At 42.2% G+C, this 16791-nt stretch carries 17 protein-coding genes; 12 read left to right on the top strand and 5 right to left on the bottom strand.

The annotated features are described in order from the left end of the window. Positions 1-102: 102 nt before the first annotated feature. The 3 genes from EKQ44_RS05795 to EKQ44_RS05805 form a co-directional block, all read right to left on the bottom strand. The gene (locus EKQ44_RS05795; protein WP_237662631.1) at positions 103-2118 is read right to left on the bottom strand and encodes a TRAP transporter permease; all 2016 of its coding nucleotides are present in this window, start codon (positions 2116-2118) and stop codon (positions 103-105) included. Further along, positions 2111-2641, bottom strand: a complete 531-nt coding sequence (locus tag EKQ44_RS05800; protein WP_237662632.1) for a DUF1850 domain-containing protein — start codon at positions 2639-2641, stop codon at positions 2111-2113. The genes EKQ44_RS05795 and EKQ44_RS05800 overlap by 8 nt, the downstream gene beginning before the upstream one ends. Positions 2642-2724: 83 nt before the next feature. Beyond that, positions 2725-3705, bottom strand: coding sequence for a TAXI family TRAP transporter solute-binding subunit (locus EKQ44_RS05805; RefSeq protein ID WP_237662633.1), 981 nt, complete (start codon positions 3703-3705; stop codon positions 2725-2727). 195 nt (positions 3706-3900) lie between these two features. On the opposite strand from EKQ44_RS05805, the gene EKQ44_RS05810 reads away from it, so the two are divergent. From EKQ44_RS05810 to EKQ44_RS05865, 12 genes are all read left to right on the top strand, one after another. After that, complete coding sequence (locus tag EKQ44_RS05810; protein ID WP_237662634.1) at positions 3901-4842, top strand: D-2-hydroxyacid dehydrogenase; 942 nt, start codon at positions 3901-3903, stop codon at positions 4840-4842. Between the two features lie 670 nt (positions 4843-5512). After that, a complete protein-coding gene (locus EKQ44_RS05815; RefSeq protein WP_237662635.1) occupies positions 5513-5884 on the top strand; it encodes a YwqH-like family protein in 372 nt (123 codons plus the stop codon). An 18-nt stretch (positions 5885-5902) separates the two neighbouring features. Then, positions 5903-6181 carry a YwqI/YxiC family protein gene (locus EKQ44_RS05820; protein WP_237662636.1) on the top strand — a complete coding sequence of 93 codons (279 nt, stop codon included), beginning with the start codon at positions 5903-5905 and terminating at the stop codon, positions 6179-6181. 18 nt (positions 6182-6199) lie between these two features. Next, complete coding sequence (locus EKQ44_RS05825; protein ID WP_237662637.1) at positions 6200-7651, top strand: ribonuclease YeeF family protein; 1452 nt, start codon at positions 6200-6202, stop codon at positions 7649-7651. Between the two features lie 17 nt (positions 7652-7668). Next, the gene (locus EKQ44_RS05830) at positions 7669-8376 is read left to right on the top strand and encodes a hypothetical protein (protein WP_237662638.1); all 708 of its coding nucleotides are present in this window, start codon (positions 7669-7671) and stop codon (positions 8374-8376) included. 18 nt (positions 8377-8394) lie between these two features. Beyond that, positions 8395-8994 carry a hypothetical protein gene (locus tag EKQ44_RS05835; protein ID WP_237662639.1) on the top strand — a complete coding sequence of 200 codons (600 nt, stop codon included), beginning with the start codon at positions 8395-8397 and terminating at the stop codon, positions 8992-8994. Between the two features lie 276 nt (positions 8995-9270). Continuing rightward, the gene (locus EKQ44_RS05840) at positions 9271-9840 is read left to right on the top strand and encodes a hypothetical protein (RefSeq protein ID WP_237662640.1); all 570 of its coding nucleotides are present in this window, start codon (positions 9271-9273) and stop codon (positions 9838-9840) included. A gap of 19 nt (positions 9841-9859) precedes the next feature. Further along, entirely contained in the window at positions 9860-10648 is a 789-nt protein-coding gene (locus EKQ44_RS05845) for a hypothetical protein (RefSeq protein WP_237662641.1), read from the top strand. Positions 10649-10688: 40 nt separating this feature from the next. Further along, complete coding sequence (locus EKQ44_RS05850) at positions 10689-11105, top strand: hypothetical protein (RefSeq protein WP_237662642.1); 417 nt, start codon at positions 10689-10691, stop codon at positions 11103-11105. Between the two features lie 165 nt (positions 11106-11270). Beyond that, positions 11271-12248 carry a TAXI family TRAP transporter solute-binding subunit gene (locus EKQ44_RS05855; RefSeq protein ID WP_237662643.1) on the top strand — a complete coding sequence of 326 codons (978 nt, stop codon included), beginning with the start codon at positions 11271-11273 and terminating at the stop codon, positions 12246-12248. Then, positions 12238-12705, top strand: coding sequence for a DUF1850 domain-containing protein (locus tag EKQ44_RS05860; protein ID WP_237662644.1), 468 nt, complete (start codon positions 12238-12240; stop codon positions 12703-12705). Before EKQ44_RS05855 ends, EKQ44_RS05860 begins: the two co-directional genes overlap by 11 nt. 41 nt (positions 12706-12746) lie before the next feature. Then, on the top strand, positions 12747-14729 hold the full coding sequence (locus tag EKQ44_RS05865) for a TRAP transporter permease (RefSeq protein WP_237663300.1): 1983 nt from the start codon (positions 12747-12749) through the stop codon (positions 14727-14729). Positions 14730-14772: 43 nt separating this feature from the next. Here the strand turns inward: EKQ44_RS05865 and EKQ44_RS05870 are convergent, their stop codons facing one another. Together EKQ44_RS05870 and EKQ44_RS05875 are read right to left on the bottom strand one after the other, a co-directional pair. Further along, entirely contained in the window at positions 14773-16236 is a 1464-nt protein-coding gene (locus tag EKQ44_RS05870) for a PH domain-containing protein (RefSeq protein ID WP_237663301.1), read from the bottom strand. Then, the gene (locus EKQ44_RS05875) at positions 16236-16751 is read right to left on the bottom strand and encodes a PH domain-containing protein (protein ID WP_237662645.1); all 516 of its coding nucleotides are present in this window, start codon (positions 16749-16751) and stop codon (positions 16236-16238) included. Before EKQ44_RS05875 ends, EKQ44_RS05870 begins: the two co-directional genes overlap by 1 nt. Positions 16752-16791 lie beyond the last annotated feature (40 nt).

Raw genomic sequence — 16791 nt, forward strand, 5'->3', positions numbered from 1 at the left:
TATACTAGTCAAACCTCATTTCAAACTGAAAAAGTCTACAAAAAGACCTCATATCACATAAAACACCTGCCCCCAAATAAGTCGGAGGCAGGTGTTTTCATATTAATTCGCTTCCCTTACAGCTTTCTCCGCACCTTTTCCTGTGTTGCCTCGCTTCCAGAATATCTGTAAAGCTAGCATTACACCAAAGGCGATGAATCCGAAGATATCTGTATTGGCCTCAGGGTAAATTAAAAGCAACCCTGTAGAAACGGTGAGGATACGTTCGATCCAGTGAAGCTTTCTGTACCAGAACCCGATAAGGCCGGCACCGATGGATATCATTCCGACGATGGAGGTCACAAGTATCCAGGAAACTTCCGGAATGGTCGTATCGATCATAAGCAACTGTGGCTGGAATACAAACATGTACGGGATGATAAATGCCGCAATGGCTAGCTTGGAGGCATTTATTCCGGTACGTATCGGCTCCCCTTTGGATATCCCTGTTGCTGCAAAGGCGGCAAGGGCTACAGGTGGAGTGATATCGGCTACAATTCCGAAGTAGAACACGAACATGTGCGCAGCAAGAATCGGAATGGCAACATCTAATTGGTTATTCAATGCGATGATGGCAGGTAGCGCAATCGTCGATGTAATAATATAGTTGGCTGTCGTCGGTGAGCCCATCCCCAAGATGATCGAAGCAATCATTGTGAAGAAAAGAGTCAACAATAACAGCAAGGTTGGAGTGGACGTGATGGAAGCAGCAATGCTTACAAGGCTGTTCCCCATTTTTAATCCAAGTCCTGTTTTCGTCACGACCCCTACGATGATACCGGCACAGGCAGTGGCAGCAGCAACACCAAGTGCGGTACGTGCCCCATTTGTCAGGGCAAGAATGAATCTCTCTAAATTAATTCTTGTATCTTTTCGGAACATACTTACGATGATCGTACTTAAAATCCCAAGTAGGGCAGTACGTTCAATACTGAAACCTTGGAATAAAAGGAATACGATGATAAGTATAGGCAATAACAGGTGAATCTTCTTTAGTACTTCGCGCTTTTTTGGTATTTCTTCTTTTGGCAAGCCATGCAGGCCTTGCTTTTTCGCTTCCAGGTGAGTCATGATCCAAATCCCTGAGAAATAAAGAATGGCTGGGATGGTAGCGGCTTTGGCAATATCCCAATAAGCCACACCTGCAAATTCAATCATCAAGAACGCGGCAGCACCCATGATTGGTGGCATGATTTGTCCACCAGTGGAAGAAGCTGCTTCTACCGCTCCGGCAAAGTTGCGGTGGTATCCCAGTCGCTTCATCAAAGGAATGGTGTAGGAACCAGTTGTGACGGTGTTCGCAACAGAGCTTCCAGAGATGGTACCTTGCAAGGCACTGGAAAAGATGGCAACTTTCGCGGGTCCACCGGTTCTTCTGCCTGCTAGGGAAATAGCCAAATCATTAAAGTAGTTACCGACACCAGTTTGAACAAGGAACGCACCAAATAATAAGAATAAGAAAATATAGGTAGATGATACCTGTAGCGGTGTTCCTAGAATTCCTTCTGTCGTAAAGAACATGCTCTGGATGAATTGATTAAGGCTGAGACCTCTATGTGCAAGCATTCCAGGCATATATGGTCCGAATAAAGCGTAAATCATAAACACGGTAGCGATGATGGTGATCGGTAGCCCGATCGCACGCCTTGTCGCTTCTATAACCAAGAGGATGGCGAGTCCACCGATTACCGCTTGTTGGGAATTGATGCTGCCGATCTGTTGGATCATCGTGTCATAAAATACTGGCCAGTATCCGCAGACGACAATGGTCAATCCGACAAGGATGTAATCGTACCAAGCGACCTTATTTTTAGGTGCCCCTCTTCTGGCAGGGAACAACAGAAAGATCAGTGTAAGGGCAAAGCCCAAGTGAACAGTACGTTGGATATATGCCGTAAATTGGCCGAATATCCCTGTGTAAAGTTGAAAAAGGGAAAAGGCGATCAACATGAAAAAGACTACTTTTCCTGCGTAACCTGTCAGATGGCGGGTCTTCGCATCTGGATCGTACTTTTCAAGCAACTGTTCTTGCTCTTCTGCCGTCAATGCCTTGTCCTTATTAGCGTTTGTATCACTCATGAATTTTCATTCCTTTCATATACTGCCATAATGTCAACTTTTCGACTCTTACATTATACCAGTCTCCTGGAGTAAAGTATTCGTTGAACCAAATCATTTTTGTTCCGTTTTCGCCCCAGGAAAGGCGGTTTTTTGAAACGGTTTTACCATTTCGGATATTCATAGAGGAGAAGACATTATTCAAATCTTTGATATGGTATTTACCATTTTCATAGACGAATTCCTCTCCTTCTTCTGCATTGGACGGCATGCCAATTCCGAATTCTTCATAGATGATCTCGGTTTGCAGGATTTGGAGGTCATCGGTCACTTCATACTTTTCCACTACATCTGTCAGATGGATGGAGTGTGTAAAGGTGATTTGAAAGGTTTCCTCTTTATTAATGGGGAGGTACGCTTGGATGTGTCCGGTGTTTTGCGTATCGAAAACAAGTGCGGTCCGCAAAGGAACCAAGAAGAGAACCGATAATAGCAAAACGGTGGTAGAGGATAATATGATAGCAAGCATTCTTTTCTTCTTCATGTTAACCCACCTAGTAATATAAAAAGAAGGACCGACAGCAAAGTATAACCAAGTGTCGGTCGATCTGTTCTATATAGCTGATATTAGTCGATGATGCCTTCTTCTTTGAAGTATTTCTCAGCACCTGGGTGGAAGTCGATACCGATTCCGTCTGTTGCCGTTTCAAGAGTGATAAACTCACCTTTTGCATGGGCAATTTCCCCAGTGTTTTCATAGATTGCTTTTGTAATTTCATATACAAGGTCCTCGGAAAGATCCGCAGAAACAGCTAACATCGCAAGTACCGCGACAGTCGTCACTTCGTTTTCCATGTTGTACGTTCCCGCTTCGATTGTATCAGCAGCATAGTATGGATATTTTTCCACTAGCTCATCAATTTTATCTTGAGCGATTGGAACGATACTAACGGATGTAGAAGCAGATAGACCTTCTACCGCACCAGTTGGTGTACCGGAAGTGATGAACGCAGCGTCGATGTTACCATCCTGGATTCCACCAGTGGACTCACCGAAGTCAAGGTTTTGTGCATTGATGTCGTCCATTGTCATGCCATGCACTTCAAGGATTTGTTGTGCGTTGATGTACGTACCGGAACCAGGAGCACCTACAGAAACTGTTTTACCTTTCAGGTCTTCTACACTGGAAATGCCGGAGTCAGCCTTTGTAACGATTTGGACTGTTTCCGGATAAAGAGATCCAAGAGCCAAAACGTTATCAACAGCTTTTCCTTCAAAAGCGTTCGTGCCTTCCACTGCATTAGCCATAACATCCGTTTGTACGAATGCAAGCTCTGCATCACCTTCAGATAAAGCGATTACATTGTCCGCAGATGCGTTGGAAGAAACTGCGTCCGTCTGAATGTCCGTTTTCTCACCGATAATTTTTGCCATTGCTCCACCTAGCGGATAATATGTACCACTTGTTCCACCAGTTAGCATGCTCAAAAATTTCGGATCTTCACTGCCGCCTTCCCCGCCAGAACCATTATCTCCGCCACCACAAGCAGCTATGAATAATGATAATACTAGAACCATAGATAAGGCTAAGAAACTATTCTTTTTCATCAAACTCCCCCTAATTATTAATTTAACATCTCTTATTTTACAATCATTACAGAGATTTATCAAATGTGAACCCAGTATTTAGGCGATTTTCTGTTATACTCACGCATTTTTAGAGGGGGGTGTGCTATTACACTTATACTCTACCATGCTAAAATAGTGGATAAATAAAACGTAGCAGTGGGGAGTGCTCTTTTAATGAAAATAAATAATATCCTTTTTACAGGTAGGTTGGTAAAAGAGTTAGATTCGTTGTTAGATTCTTGTGAAGCATTGAAAGGAAGAGGTCTGCGTTTTATTCCTGAGAGTGTCGTCAGCCGGGAGGACTTGGAGTGGGCGGATGCATATGTGGCATTTCAACCGACAGAGAATTTTCACTTTGGCAATGTGAAGTGGATACACTCGCTTGGTGCCGGGGTAGACCGATACATGGCCCTGGGGAATTGGCCTGATGATGTCCTACTAACAAGAACGATCACCTCATTTGGGCAGAAGATCGCAGAGTACACGCTTAGTTATATGCTAAAAGACTTACAGCATCACGATACTTTTCGTGATCAGCAGGGACGTGGGGAATGGAAGATGGTTGCTCCACGGGCCTTGAATGAAGTGAAGGTGGTCATTTTTGGGACAGGGGAGATCGGACATGAGGTAGCGCGGATCCTTGCTTACTTTGGGGGGAAGGTGTACGGGGTATCCCGCAGTGGGACGGACAAAGAGTACTTTCGTGAAGTGATGCCTTTAGTGGGGGTACGGGATAGTCATCTTGGAGAAGTGGATTATGTGATTAACACATTGCCACTAACTGAGGAGACGGAGTGTTTGTTTGATGAGGATTTTTTCGGGAAGATGAATCAAGCGGTGTTCCTGAACGTAGGAAGAGGGGGAACCGTTGATCATGGTGCTTTGTTGGCTGCATTGGATAGCGGGAAGCTGAAGGCGGCTGTACTTGATGTATTCGAGGAGGAGCCGTTACCTGCGGAAAGTCCGTTATGGAGTCATCGAGGTGTGACGATCACCCCACATATTTCGGCGATTACGACGCCTGAAGAAGCGGTGGCATGTTTTCTGGAGACGTTGGAGTGTGTGGAGAGCGGAGGGAAGTTACGGAATGCGGTTAATGTTGGGCGGGGGTATTGATGGAAGAAGTGGGAGATGGTTGGCAGGGGAAATGGCGCGGCGGTTCCTGTTGGTTTCCTGATAAAATGTAGTACTTCATGATATATGGTAGGAATTCATGATATAAATGGAAATTCATGATATCCTTCGAAAATTCATGATATATTTCAAAAATTCATGATATATCTCAAAAATTCATGATATATCTCAAATTTTTCCTGATATCCAACTGGAGTTGGTTAGATTCTGTTGATATTTCAGCCTAATTGGTTGAGATATCCACCAATCCAGTTGATATTTCCCCGAAAGTGATTAGTACCCTACCGAATCCGGGTGATATTCCATCAAAAGTGGTCCATACCCCCATTAAATCAGGTCAATCTTCCCACCACTAAGTAATTTTTGTCGCTCCTCCTTACCCAACCCCTACAAACAAGATCCAGGTTTCATTTTCCAAAAAATGTGCTATGTAACTAGTAGTGCTTTTCGTCTGCTTGGGTGTAAATCGACTTACTCCGCACAAACCTGTCCTATTCTCGCAAAATAGTATAAATTACCCATCTTAACTCATTCAAAAATAAATAGTTTTCATCATTTTGGTATTTTTCTTCCATGTTATAGTAAAAGGTATTGAGAAAATGATCTATCCAGTTGTTTACATAAGAGCAATAAATATATTCCTATTGAGGTGATGAAATTGTCTATCGCATACTATAATTCTCTGCTGAGGGAAAAGCAGCAGCATCTCCAGCGGCTTCAGGACTGTCAAAGTCAACTAAAGGGTAAACAGCAGGAGTTTGCCAGATTTAGAGCTTCTGTCACAAGGCCTGAACTTTCCTCATTCACCTGGCAGGGCACACTTGCCAACCGATTTGAGGATATCAGGACAAATGGGATGCTTCATTATTATTCCGAGATGGAACAAAGTCAGTTCAGTGCCATCTTCTCCGGTATAGACAACAAAATCCAACAACTTCATCGTGAAATCAACTCACTAAAGCAGACCATCGCTTCATTGGAATTGCAGCTTGCAGAAGAACGGGCTGCGAAAAGGTACAATTAATTCATAGGAGGTCTCCATATGAGCACAGAAATTAAAATCAAGCAAAGTGAAATAGAGCAGGCACTCACACAAATGAAATCCTCCTCAGAAGCTCTTACTTCCTCATTCCCCTCCTCTATTGGAAGCGGTAATCAATTAGATGTAGTCAATAGATTAAATGAAATAAACCGTAAATTGGAGCAGCTGACAGAAAATTATAAAGAACTCTTGCTTCATAATGAAGAGATGACCAGACAGTCAGTCCAGCAGATGGTAGAAAAAGATCAGCAGCTATCCTCCAATATGCAGCTCCGGTAGCAGGAAGGAGAAAAATAGATGAAAACGCTTGAAGTATCGACCTTACAATCTGGTGTGGACCAATTGCTGACAAAGTTATCTCAGCATAAAGAGCAAGTGAACTCGTTGGAATCTGCGGTGAAAAACTTCACCTCCCTCGATGACTCTTTTACAGGCCAAGCAGGGCAGTCCATTCGGGGTTTTTATCAGGACAGCCACCAGCCTTTTCTGCAATTCTTCAAAGAAATAGTGGATACATATGAATCCACTTTAAATGCGCTCAAGAATGAATTAAGCAGTGTGGAGCCGGCCTCAAACGGCGTCATAAAGGAAAGTTTCCTTCAGCACGATGTAGACCAGGGATTGAACCAGGCGAGGGACTTTGTGATGGATCTTGCTGACGAAACCAATCGGAAGGTCCAAAGTGTATCCGATATCGTATCCTTGCCAAGAATTCAGGATGGTTCTTTTCAAGGGCAGGTTCATGCAGCAAGGAATCATGTCGACCAAACACTTGAAAAATTGCACCGCTTTGATCAGACACAGACAAGCGCCCTTGACCCGGTAGAGCAGGGCCTTCAGTTTATGAATCAGTATGTCCAGCAAGTACAAGGCCTTTTTACAAGTGGAAATGTCTCCATCGACACCTATAGCCCCAACTTTTGCTATGCACCAGAGTACCTGGAGCAAGGCGGTAGCAGGGACCCATTCTATGGATTTTCCACAGATCCACGTGTTGTCGCAAACGGGGTGGATGCAGCCGATACTGGTAGAGATGTGCCGTTTCATTGGGATCCTACCCCGACGCTCGGTTTGAATTTTGATCAATGGAGAGAGCAGCCGATCAATGCAGCAACTAATTTCGGGGTCGTTACTGCCACGGCATATGGGGCGTCCAAGCGAATCAATCTTGCCAGACAAGGTTTTGGCGTGCAATTATCCAGTTATACAACCGCACAAGGAGTGACCAAGCCGCGAATTACAGTAAGTGAGCCCCAACTAGCTGGGGTAAATAAGAAAACGTATAGTGGTACCAATGCCACCAACCATCCTAAGTTGTGGAAGATGGTCAATCCCGCTGCAAGCGTGAAAGATGCCTTTAAATGGACTAGTAATCGCTTGGGTTATATTGGAGTAGGTGCTACGGTAACAGGAGATATTGTCCATGGGGTACAGAACAACCAATCTGCAAGTGAGATTGCGGGGAATGTAACGGGTGATGTAGTGGTTGCCGGTGCCTCCATTGCAGGTTCCGCATACGCCGGTGCCAAAGCTGGTGCTGTAGCTGGGGCATTCATTGGTGGTCCTGTAGGTGTGGCTGTAGGAGCAGTGGTTGGAGCAGCGGCAGGAATTGTGGTCACGACGGTCCTTAGTGATGTGAAATTCATGGACGTCGATAATGATGGCAAGAAAGATTCCATCGGGGATGCCATTAAAAAAGGTACAACCAAGATTATTGATTCAGTAGGTTCTTGGTTTAACAAGTCTTGATTAGATGAGGTGCACGAGTGAAAAATCAACAAGAAGTAGATAAAGTAACAAAATCTTATTTAAATCTGCAGACTCCAAAGGCGCACAGAGGTAATATTATTATATTTTTTCTGATTTTCTTAGATGTAATGGGACTACTGCCAATCTTAGGGGAGCCATTCTCCCCATTGTACTTTTGGCTGGCAATTGGTCCAATCGTATTCATTCACGTATGGGGAATACTATATATTTTAGCCCCTTATAAATTTGAAAGATCATATTATCTGTTCTTTGGTGTATACGGAGTTATAAATACGTATGTGTATTTCTTGGTTATACAAAAATTCTTATATATGAATTTAGGTGTAACAAGTATGATTCCTTTTATCATTGGAGTTGTTTCTTTAATAGCTTTACTTATATTCTTTCAATATTTCAATCTTCGGATGCTGTATTCTGGGACATATGCCAAACTGCAAAAAAATAAGCAGAATACGAATATGTCCCCATATATTGGGGCGGCAGGGATTGGATATGTCATTGCGCAAGTTTTGATGTCTTCCTTGTTTGCCGATTCTTTCATTATTATCGTTCTAATTCTGCTAGTTTCCTTAATGTCTATTTTGACGGCATTCTTTTCCATTTATATACACAGGTATTTTTTCATCAAAAAGAATTACGATACAGTCAAGAGACTATATCCAGAATTTGGGTTACCTAAAAAGCAAAGGAAATATATTTTTTAACCCAAAGGGGATCTTGCAATGAGAAACGTTGATAAGAGGGAGATTGCCCTTTCTTATTTAAATCTACAAACACCAAAAGAAAATAGAGGGAACATCTTAGTCTTTTTCATCGTAGCGCTGGATTTGATTGGTTTGTTGCCACTACTTGCGTATCCATATGCATGGGATTACTTTATAGCTGCAATTTTTCCTGTAGTTATCATCCACCTTTGGGCAATTTTATATATTGTTGACCCATATAGATTTGAAAAATCTTATTATTTGTTTTTAGGAGTATATGGATATATCAACACGTATGTCTACTTCCTTGCAACACAAAAGCTGATGTATGCTCACTTAAATCTCACCTCTCCTATACCATTCATAATGGGAGTTATTCTATATGGAGGTTTGTTGATTGGTTTTAACGTTTTTAATGTTAAAGCCCTGTATTCTGGTCTTTACGCAAAATTACATAAAAATGGTAGTAAAGTAAATGTCTCGCCTATCATTGCATTTTCTGGGGTGGGATACTTTTTGGCACAATTAATTATGTCTCTCGTATATTCGGAATCCTTTATTATTGTTTTAATAGTTTCCCTATTATCTTTACTGGCAATTGTGACAGCATTCTTTTAAATATTTTTTTATTAAGAAAAATTTCAGCTTGGTAAAAGAAATTCATCCTGACTTCGGATTGCCGAAAAATCAGCGGAATATCTTCCAAATGAAACGTAAAAAAAAGTCTTAAAGGACTTATTGTTGAAAGGATGTATCACTTGAAAAAAGAAATAGATTCTATAACCGCGTCATATTTACGGTTCCAAGCCCCTAAGGAAAATCGAAGCAATATAATCGTGTTTTTTCTTATTTTTCTTGATTTCATCGCTTTTTTCCCAATTATAGGTGAACCTTTTGATAAAACGTTCTGCCTTGATACCTATGATTTTTATACATATCTGGGCAATCTTGTACATCATAGATCCATATAAATATGAACGTTCTTATTATTTGTTTTTTGGGGTATATGGTGTAATCAATTCATATGTATTATTTCTTTCTATTCAAAAAATCCTTTACTTAATAATAGGTGTTAAGGGGTATATGCCATTTATTATAGGGCTAATCTCGTTGGTAGCTTTAATATTAATAATGAATTTTGTTAATATTAAGGTGCTATACAGCGGAACGTATGCAAAGCTACAAAAAATGGAGTATAACAAAACTACAACTCCATACCTAGCTGCAGCTGGTATAGGTTACTTGCTCTCCCAGCTATTCCTGACTCTTGTTTATGATAAATCTATTAAAATGCTTTTTTATATTTCCCTTTTTTCTTTCTTTACCATCTTAACAGCTTATTTCTCAATTTTTATTCATAGATACTTTTTTATACGCAAAAACTACGAAGCTGTTAAAACTATATACCCAGAATTCGGACTCCCTAAAAAAATGAGGAAAGAAAATGCCAGCAACTATTTTTAAGTCTATGGAGGTGTAAAGAATGAACTGGACCCTAACAATAAAAGACCTCTACCTTTTAACCAAAATGCTAGGAGCAAAAGTCCTTGTCGGCATTCCAAATCCATTCCTCAGACACCGCGCTGAAGACATGGAGCAGGAATGGGAGGATACTTTCAAGAAGCTTCATAAAATGGAGCTGGTAGACCTGGTGGAAGGCGAGTTGAAATTTGAAGAAGATTTCATTCAAACGTTGTGGGTAATGGCAAAGTCCAACATGATTACCGAAATATTGACCGACCAATCCGATCAAAGCCTCTTTTATTTCAGCGAGGACAAGGTGGTGGAAGTGAGAAAGCGTGATGAAGAGGCGTATGATCTTCAAAGCCATCCTGCCCCCGATTGGACGTGGAATCAAGTGATCATTCCGCGGATGTTGACGGGGGTGGAGAATATTCCAGTCCGTCAGACTAAGAGTCTCTATCTTACTCCAGAAGAATACAATATTTATTGTGCGACTATGAAACTTGAAAACAAGGACGAGCTAGCAAAAAGGCATGCGTTACTGGTAGAAGAACCGATTATCAAACAACTGGACATGGCTATCCAAAGAAAAATACATACAAACCGACTGATGACCTTTTATCGGGGAGACGAGCAGTGGAGGGTCGAAGGGATGCACCTATTGACCTCTCCTTCTGCCAATTGGACATTAAGGATGGTACAAAAGGACGGAAACGAAGTGCTCGAGGCAAAGCAGTCACAAGGACAGGCACTCATGGACGAGATACTTGGTGTGGTTCAAAGGGTAAAAGTGAAACAGCCTTCCTAAATGGCACCGAAAGAAAGAAACAGAAAGGTGGAGGGTGTACATGTTTAAAAAGAAAAGGAAATATGAGGATTATGCTGTTGCCATTCTGGTAGAAGACGAATTATCCCGGGAGGAATATGACAAGCTTGAAGTGCAATTTAGTGACTTGAAAGCTGTTGGGTTAGTTAGCGAAGTTTTAGTTGATCGATTTGTCGAAGAGTGGGGAATATTTCAAAGAAAGTTCCCGGAAAGACAATTTTCTTCGTTCCCACGTTTTGTAGCCATCAAGGTTCATGAAGACAAAGTGAATCAGGCGGTAAAAGAGATGGAGCGAAAAAAATGGTGGGACTGGCTATTCAATGCCATTCACCCGGATGAGTATATGGTAACAGAGCTAAAAGTCATCTATGATTACGAAAACGCAGAATTTTACACAGATAATCTAGAAGAGGCCGTCGCCTATTTGAATAATAAATAAAATGAAAAAGAGTGTCCGACTTATCAAACAAAGGTTGACACTCTTTATTTATACAATTTGATTTCTAAAAATACAGAATATTATTTGAAGTGAAACTATTATTCTGGTAAAATATTTCCGAACGCTTATCCGAACGATTTTTCAAAACAAAGGGGAGGGTTAACAATGAAAAAATTCAAGAAATTAGGTACAACGATTGTAAGCGCTTTAGCTATAAGCTCCATGCTTGTGGCATGTGGCGGTGGAGAAGGTGCTAGTGGTGGGGACGGCGAAGGTTTGGATACTAGATTGGTAACAATCGGGACAGGTGGATCATCTGGCCCTTACAATATCATCGGTTCATCTTTGGCTAACATCTATTCTGATGAGTACGGGGTAAATTCTAAGTCACAGGCTACTGGTGCTTCTGTTGAGAACATCAACCTAATTAAAGAAGGCAAGATCGAAATGGCCTTTGTGATGAGTGATGTGTTGACAGAAGCGGTGGAAGGAACGGGTAACTTCTCTGAAAAGGTAGAAAATGTCGCACAAGTTGCAACGCTTTATCCGAACTTTGTACAGATTGTCACAACAGCGGATTCTGGAATCGAGACGATTGAGGACTTGGTTGGGAAACGTGTTGCAGTAGGAGATCAGAACTCTGGGGTGGAAGTGAATGCAAGAAACCTTCTTGCTGGTCACGACATTTCCTATGACGACATTACGGTCGACTATTTGGGGTATGCAGAAGCTGCTGATGGGCTGAAGTCCGGGGCGATTGACGCAGCCTTCCTGACAAGTGGATTACCGAATGCGTCTGTATTGGAACTTGCTAAAACAATTGATTTGAAGCTTGTATCTGTAGATCCTGCCAAAATTGAAGAGATTGCACAAGATCAACCATACTTTGTCGCATTAGAAATCCCGGAAGGCACATACGATAACGAAGAAGCCATACCGACTGCGGCAATTATGAATGCACTGGTAGTTAACAGTGATCTTAGTGAAGATGATGTCTATGAATTGACGAAAACGTTCTTTGATAGCTTGGATACACTAGGAAATGCCCACCAAGCTGCAACGGAAATCTCTTTAGAGAACGCACAAGAGGGCATGGTAGCGCCAATACATCCAGGAGCACAGAAGTTCTACGATGAACAATAAGATTTTCATTCTTGGGAGCACAGTTTTGATCGTGCTCCTTCTTTTCCTTTTTATGAAGGTTCCGACCCTTTATGTATCCTATGAAGGTGGCGGTTTTGCTTTAAAGGAGGACAGGTTTGAAGTCTCTTGGATCCATTCTGTTGAAAAAGAAGCGTGGATGGAAACTTATGAGAAAGAGGGGAGCCGTCTCTTTTTGGTGAAGACCAGATTTAAGACGTTTGGGGCAGGCACTCCATCTGATGGGGAAGTGATCCCATCCACCGATGGCTATGTCCATATGAAAATAGACCGTGAAGTGGAATCGGTCGATTTAATCGTTTCGGCGAACGTGGAAACAATGCTTATCACGGACTCAAAAGAGTACCGTCTCTATGAAATGGTAGCAGACTACGATAGTGTAAAAATTGAAATAAAAAAACTGCCAGTGTGGGAGTTCCTAAGAGGTGAGATACAGTGACGGATAAGCAAAAAGTGACAGATCCATTAAAGGATACAGACATGATATCGGAAGAGAAGAAGGCCGAGGTATTGGAAAAGTATGATGCAGAGTCCAAGGTCCGCAAATTTGCAAACAAAAAAATTGTTTTATTGGTTTCTGCCATCGCCATCCTTTATTCCTTATTCCATTTATACATTACTTTTAACCCAATGCCCGCCTTGCAACAAAGGGCCATTCACGTGGCGGTGGGGATTGCCCTGATCTTTGTTTTGTATCCTGTTACAAAAAAGCAGGACCGTAAAAAGGTAGCTTGGTATGACTGGATTTTATTTTTCCTGGCCCTTGGGTCTGCAGGCTATCTGATTGTAGAATACACGCAAATCGTTACTTCCCGTGGAGGGATTCCAAATACATTGGATATCTTGGTGGCCATCATGACCGTCGTTCTGGTCTTGGAGGCGGCAAGGCGTGTAACAGGAATTATTTTACCGATCATTGCACTCATTTTCCTTGCCTATCCTTTTGTCAGCCATATGAATTGGATGCCGCTTAAAATGGCAACACGTCCATATGACCTTGGGGACATTTTTGGACAGCTATTTTTGAAAACGGAAGGGCTTTATTCCACTGCCATCGGTGCTTCGGTAAACTTCATCTTCCTGTTCATCCTGTTCGGCGCCTTCTTGGCACGTTCTGGCATGGGGCAGTTCTTCAATGATCTTGCTTTGGCTCTAGCTGGACATAAGCAAGGGGGACCCGCAAAAGTGGCGGTCATCTCGAGTGGATTCATGGGAAGTATCAACGGGGCAGCAGTAGCAAACGTGGTTGGTACAGGAGCATTTACCATTCCTTTGATGAAAAAAATCGGCTACTCAAGGAATTTTTCCGGTGCGGTAGAGGCAAGTGCATCCGTTGGTGGACAAATCCTGCCGCCGATCATGGGGGCAAGTGCCTTCATCATGGCCGAAACAACGGGTATTGCCTACGGTACGATTGCGCTTGCTGCTTTAATCCCAGCTGTCCTTTACTTCCTTGGTGTCATCATGCAGGTCCATTTCCGTGCAGGAAAGGACAACCTGAAAGGCATCCCGAAAGCGAACCTGCCGAAAGTAAAGGAAATCATGAAAGAGCGCGGTCATTTATTACTGCCGATCGTCTTTTTAATCGTATTGCTTTATCAAAATCTTCCGATTGCGCATGCTGCGTTCTATACCATCATCTCGACGGTGGTTGTGGCGGCATTTAGGAAGAACACCAGAATGTCCTTCAAGGATATCCTTGGAGCGCTTGAAAATGGTGCGAGACAGTCCCTATCCGTGATGGTGGCCTGTGCGGTAGTGGGAATCATCATCGGTGTCGTCAGCTTAACAAGTTTTGGTAATGTGATGACAACATCCATCACAAGCCTTGGGGCAGATTCCCTGTTCCTTACTCTGTTCTTCACGATGATTGCATCCATGGTATTGGGAATGGGGTTACCATCGATCCCGGCCTATATCATTACGGCTACGATGGCTGCTCCTGCGTTGGCGGAGTTCGGCATTCCTATCCTGGTTGCGCATATGTTCGTGTTTTACTTTGGGATTTTCGCCAATATCACACCACCTGTTGCACTTGCAGCATTTGCAGGAGCTGGGATATCGGGTGGCGATCCGATGCGAACCGGTTTCAACGCCCTGAAGCTGTCCATTGCAGGTTTTATCATTCCATATCTATTTGTCTATAATCCTGCAATGTTAATGATTGATACGACAGACGTCGCGGTAAATGCAAGGGATTTCGCCATGCCTCCGATCATGGAGATCCTTTTAATATCTGTAACGGCCATCATCGGAATTATCGCGTTGAGTGCAGCGGTGGAAGGCTACTTCAGAACAGGACTGAATGTCATCTTACGTATCCTGATGGGTGCTGGTGCGCTAATGATGATCCTGCCTGAATCCAATTCAGATATTTACGGGATTATTATGGTGGGAGTGACCATGGCAATCAATTTTATCCAAGGAAAGAAGCAAGACGAGAAACCTAATATTACGGTATAAAAAAAAGCAAGGTCCCGGTATGTTGATAGGGTCCTTGCTTTTTTTAGCTTATCTTTTTATTACGGTGTACAAGTCGCTTCCTCTTCTCCTTGAACCAGTTAAAAAATCCGCTCGCTTCTTCCATCGACACTCCATGAAGTTCACTTATGTGAAGTGGGTTTGCCCGGTTGTGAAAGTACAAAGAGGCAATCCCGAATTTTCTCTGCAGCCAGGAGTGTTCCACCGACACCTGTTGAATTCGTTTGTAATGTGTGATAAATGTTTCGTTTGTAAGTCCACCCTTGCGAATCTGAACGGTGTTTTCTTGGCGGAGATAACTGGTGAAAAGGTAGTCCAATATGCGAGTAATCAGCGTGACTGCTAAAACAATACCCGCAATCCAGATCCAATCCTTTTTGAAAATAAATAGCCCAATAGCTGTAATGATAGTGAAGTAATAAGGTACAAGCAATTTGTAACAGAGCACTTTAATTGGAAATCGCTCCATTTCTTCTTGTATTGGATAGTGTGGCAACAGGGCCTCCATTAGCTGATATGCCTCTTGTTTAGGCATAAAAGGATAGAGAGAACTTGTCTCCTGTTCTTCAGTTTTCATAGCACCAACACTGATCAATTTTACAGAAGCAAGACCCAGAAGGCGTTTAATCATTGATTGTTCCACTACAACAGCTTGTACTTTTTCTTTTTGAATGACAAAACTGCTCGTGCTTCCTACACCTTTTTTTATATAAATTCTCTCTTCATCGTCACTGATTTCATAGTTTCCATACTTGATGGTTGTTTGCAAATAGCCGATGCCTACAGAAATGGCCATTGCCAGCAAGAAAAGGATGATCAGCATCCACCAATGCAAAAGCAAATAATCAAAAGCTCCTTCTGCTGTATCCTCTACGTCGAAGAAATCGGCCAGGTTGAAATATATCGTAGATAGCAAAGGGAAAATGGCCAGAAAGCTTAAGGAAGTAAAGGAGGCCTTCCATAAATCTTTTTTGTTGGAACGGAAGTGAATATTCCTTCCTTCCTGCCCTACCTCGATATCGGAGATTTCCACTGTTTCAGGATCTTTATTTTCAAGTCTAGATAGGATTCGTTCCTTTTCGTCTGTTTTCAATACAGGAAAATAAACCACTGCTTCCTCAAGTGAAGTTCCTGTTTCAAGTGTCAGAGAGGTCAAGCCTAACCATTTATGCAAGAAGGTGGTCTTGGTATGATGATTTTGTATCTTATCAAAAGAGACAGTCCGTTGCTCTTTTATGAAGATTCCTTCTTTAAGGGCAATAGAATCTCCGACTACTTCATACCGATAGAAGACCCATTTTAATAGAATCATAATCAGTGTCCAGCCGATACCAACCAAAAAGAGGTAACGTCCCCATATTACCCATTCGGATGTAGAGTTGATTTTTAAAACAAATAGGAAGAGAAAGATGGCGATGGAATTCTTCATCAGTTTGACTACCTCAAACATCATCCACGCTGGATGAAATCTTTTTACCTCTTGGGTCATCAACCTTCCTCTCCTTCAGCCAAATCACTTTCTTTCACCTTTGCCAGATGTGCTATTTTTATTTTTAACAATTTGGCCTTTTTTGCGGGAATGGCGGGAATGGTATGCTGGCTAGTGGTAGTCCCTATTATAAGGTTGTATAGTCCGTACTTTCTCATAATCGGACCTTGCTCTGTCCGGACAAATTCCACCTTTTCCATGGGTACCAACGTATGACTTTCATTCCATCTTCCATTTTTCATCTGAATAAATTCCTCATCGATCTCATAACGCCATGTTTTTTGTAAAAAAACCGGTTCTACAAAGATGGAAAATATGGCGGATAGTCCAATTAAACCAACTAGCACAAATAAAGTGATTTGTATCCAACTGTACCAATTAAAGTGCTCACTGCTATATAGGAGGATTCCTAAAACGATGAGTGCAATGCCATGTCCAATCGTATTAGAAATGCGCCATACTTGAACGGCTTGATTAGCTATCTTCTCCCTTGGTTCATTCATTGTTATATTCATATCATTCACACTCCTACTACCTATACGATCTGGTCAAAAG

Origin of the sequence: Sutcliffiella horikoshii (genome assembly GCF_021991925.1) — a bacterium.
In the GTDB taxonomy this organism is placed as follows: Bacteria; Bacillota; Bacilli; order Bacillales; family Bacillaceae_I; genus Sutcliffiella_A; species Sutcliffiella_A horikoshii_F.

Excerpts from the sequence above, each read along its gene's own strand:
- EKQ44_RS05845 (WP_237662641.1), top strand. The coding sequence starts at position 9,860 with ATGAACTGGACCCTAACAATAAAAGACCTCTACCTTTTAACCAAAATG.
- EKQ44_RS05805 (WP_237662633.1), bottom strand. The coding sequence starts at position 3,705 with ATGAAAAAGAATAGTTTCTTAGCCTTATCTATGGTTCTAGTATTATCA.
- EKQ44_RS05800 (WP_237662632.1), bottom strand. The coding sequence starts at position 2,641 with ATGAAGAAGAAAAGAATGCTTGCTATCATATTATCCTCTACCACCGTT.
- EKQ44_RS05825 (WP_237662637.1), top strand. The coding sequence starts at position 6,200 with ATGAAAACGCTTGAAGTATCGACCTTACAATCTGGTGTGGACCAATTG.
- EKQ44_RS05870 (WP_237663301.1), bottom strand. The coding sequence starts at position 16,236 with ATGACCCAAGAGGTAAAAAGATTTCATCCAGCGTGGATGATGTTTGAG.
- EKQ44_RS05810 (WP_237662634.1), top strand. The coding sequence starts at position 3,901 with ATGAAAATAAATAATATCCTTTTTACAGGTAGGTTGGTAAAAGAGTTA.
- EKQ44_RS05815 (WP_237662635.1), top strand. The coding sequence starts at position 5,513 with ATGAAATTGTCTATCGCATACTATAATTCTCTGCTGAGGGAAAAGCAG.
- EKQ44_RS05855 (WP_237662643.1), top strand. The coding sequence starts at position 11,271 with ATGAAAAAATTCAAGAAATTAGGTACAACGATTGTAAGCGCTTTAGCT.
- EKQ44_RS05860 (WP_237662644.1), top strand. The coding sequence starts at position 12,238 with ATGAACAATAAGATTTTCATTCTTGGGAGCACAGTTTTGATCGTGCTC.
- EKQ44_RS05875 (WP_237662645.1), bottom strand. The coding sequence starts at position 16,751 with ATGAATATAACAATGAATGAACCAAGGGAGAAGATAGCTAATCAAGCC.
- EKQ44_RS05835 (WP_237662639.1), top strand. The coding sequence starts at position 8,395 with ATGAGAAACGTTGATAAGAGGGAGATTGCCCTTTCTTATTTAAATCTA.
- EKQ44_RS05850 (WP_237662642.1), top strand. The coding sequence starts at position 10,689 with ATGTTTAAAAAGAAAAGGAAATATGAGGATTATGCTGTTGCCATTCTG.
- EKQ44_RS05865 (WP_237663300.1), top strand. The coding sequence starts at position 12,747 with ATGATATCGGAAGAGAAGAAGGCCGAGGTATTGGAAAAGTATGATGCA.
- EKQ44_RS05795 (WP_237662631.1), bottom strand. The coding sequence starts at position 2,118 with ATGAGTGATACAAACGCTAATAAGGACAAGGCATTGACGGCAGAAGAG.
- EKQ44_RS05820 (WP_237662636.1), top strand. The coding sequence starts at position 5,903 with ATGAGCACAGAAATTAAAATCAAGCAAAGTGAAATAGAGCAGGCACTC.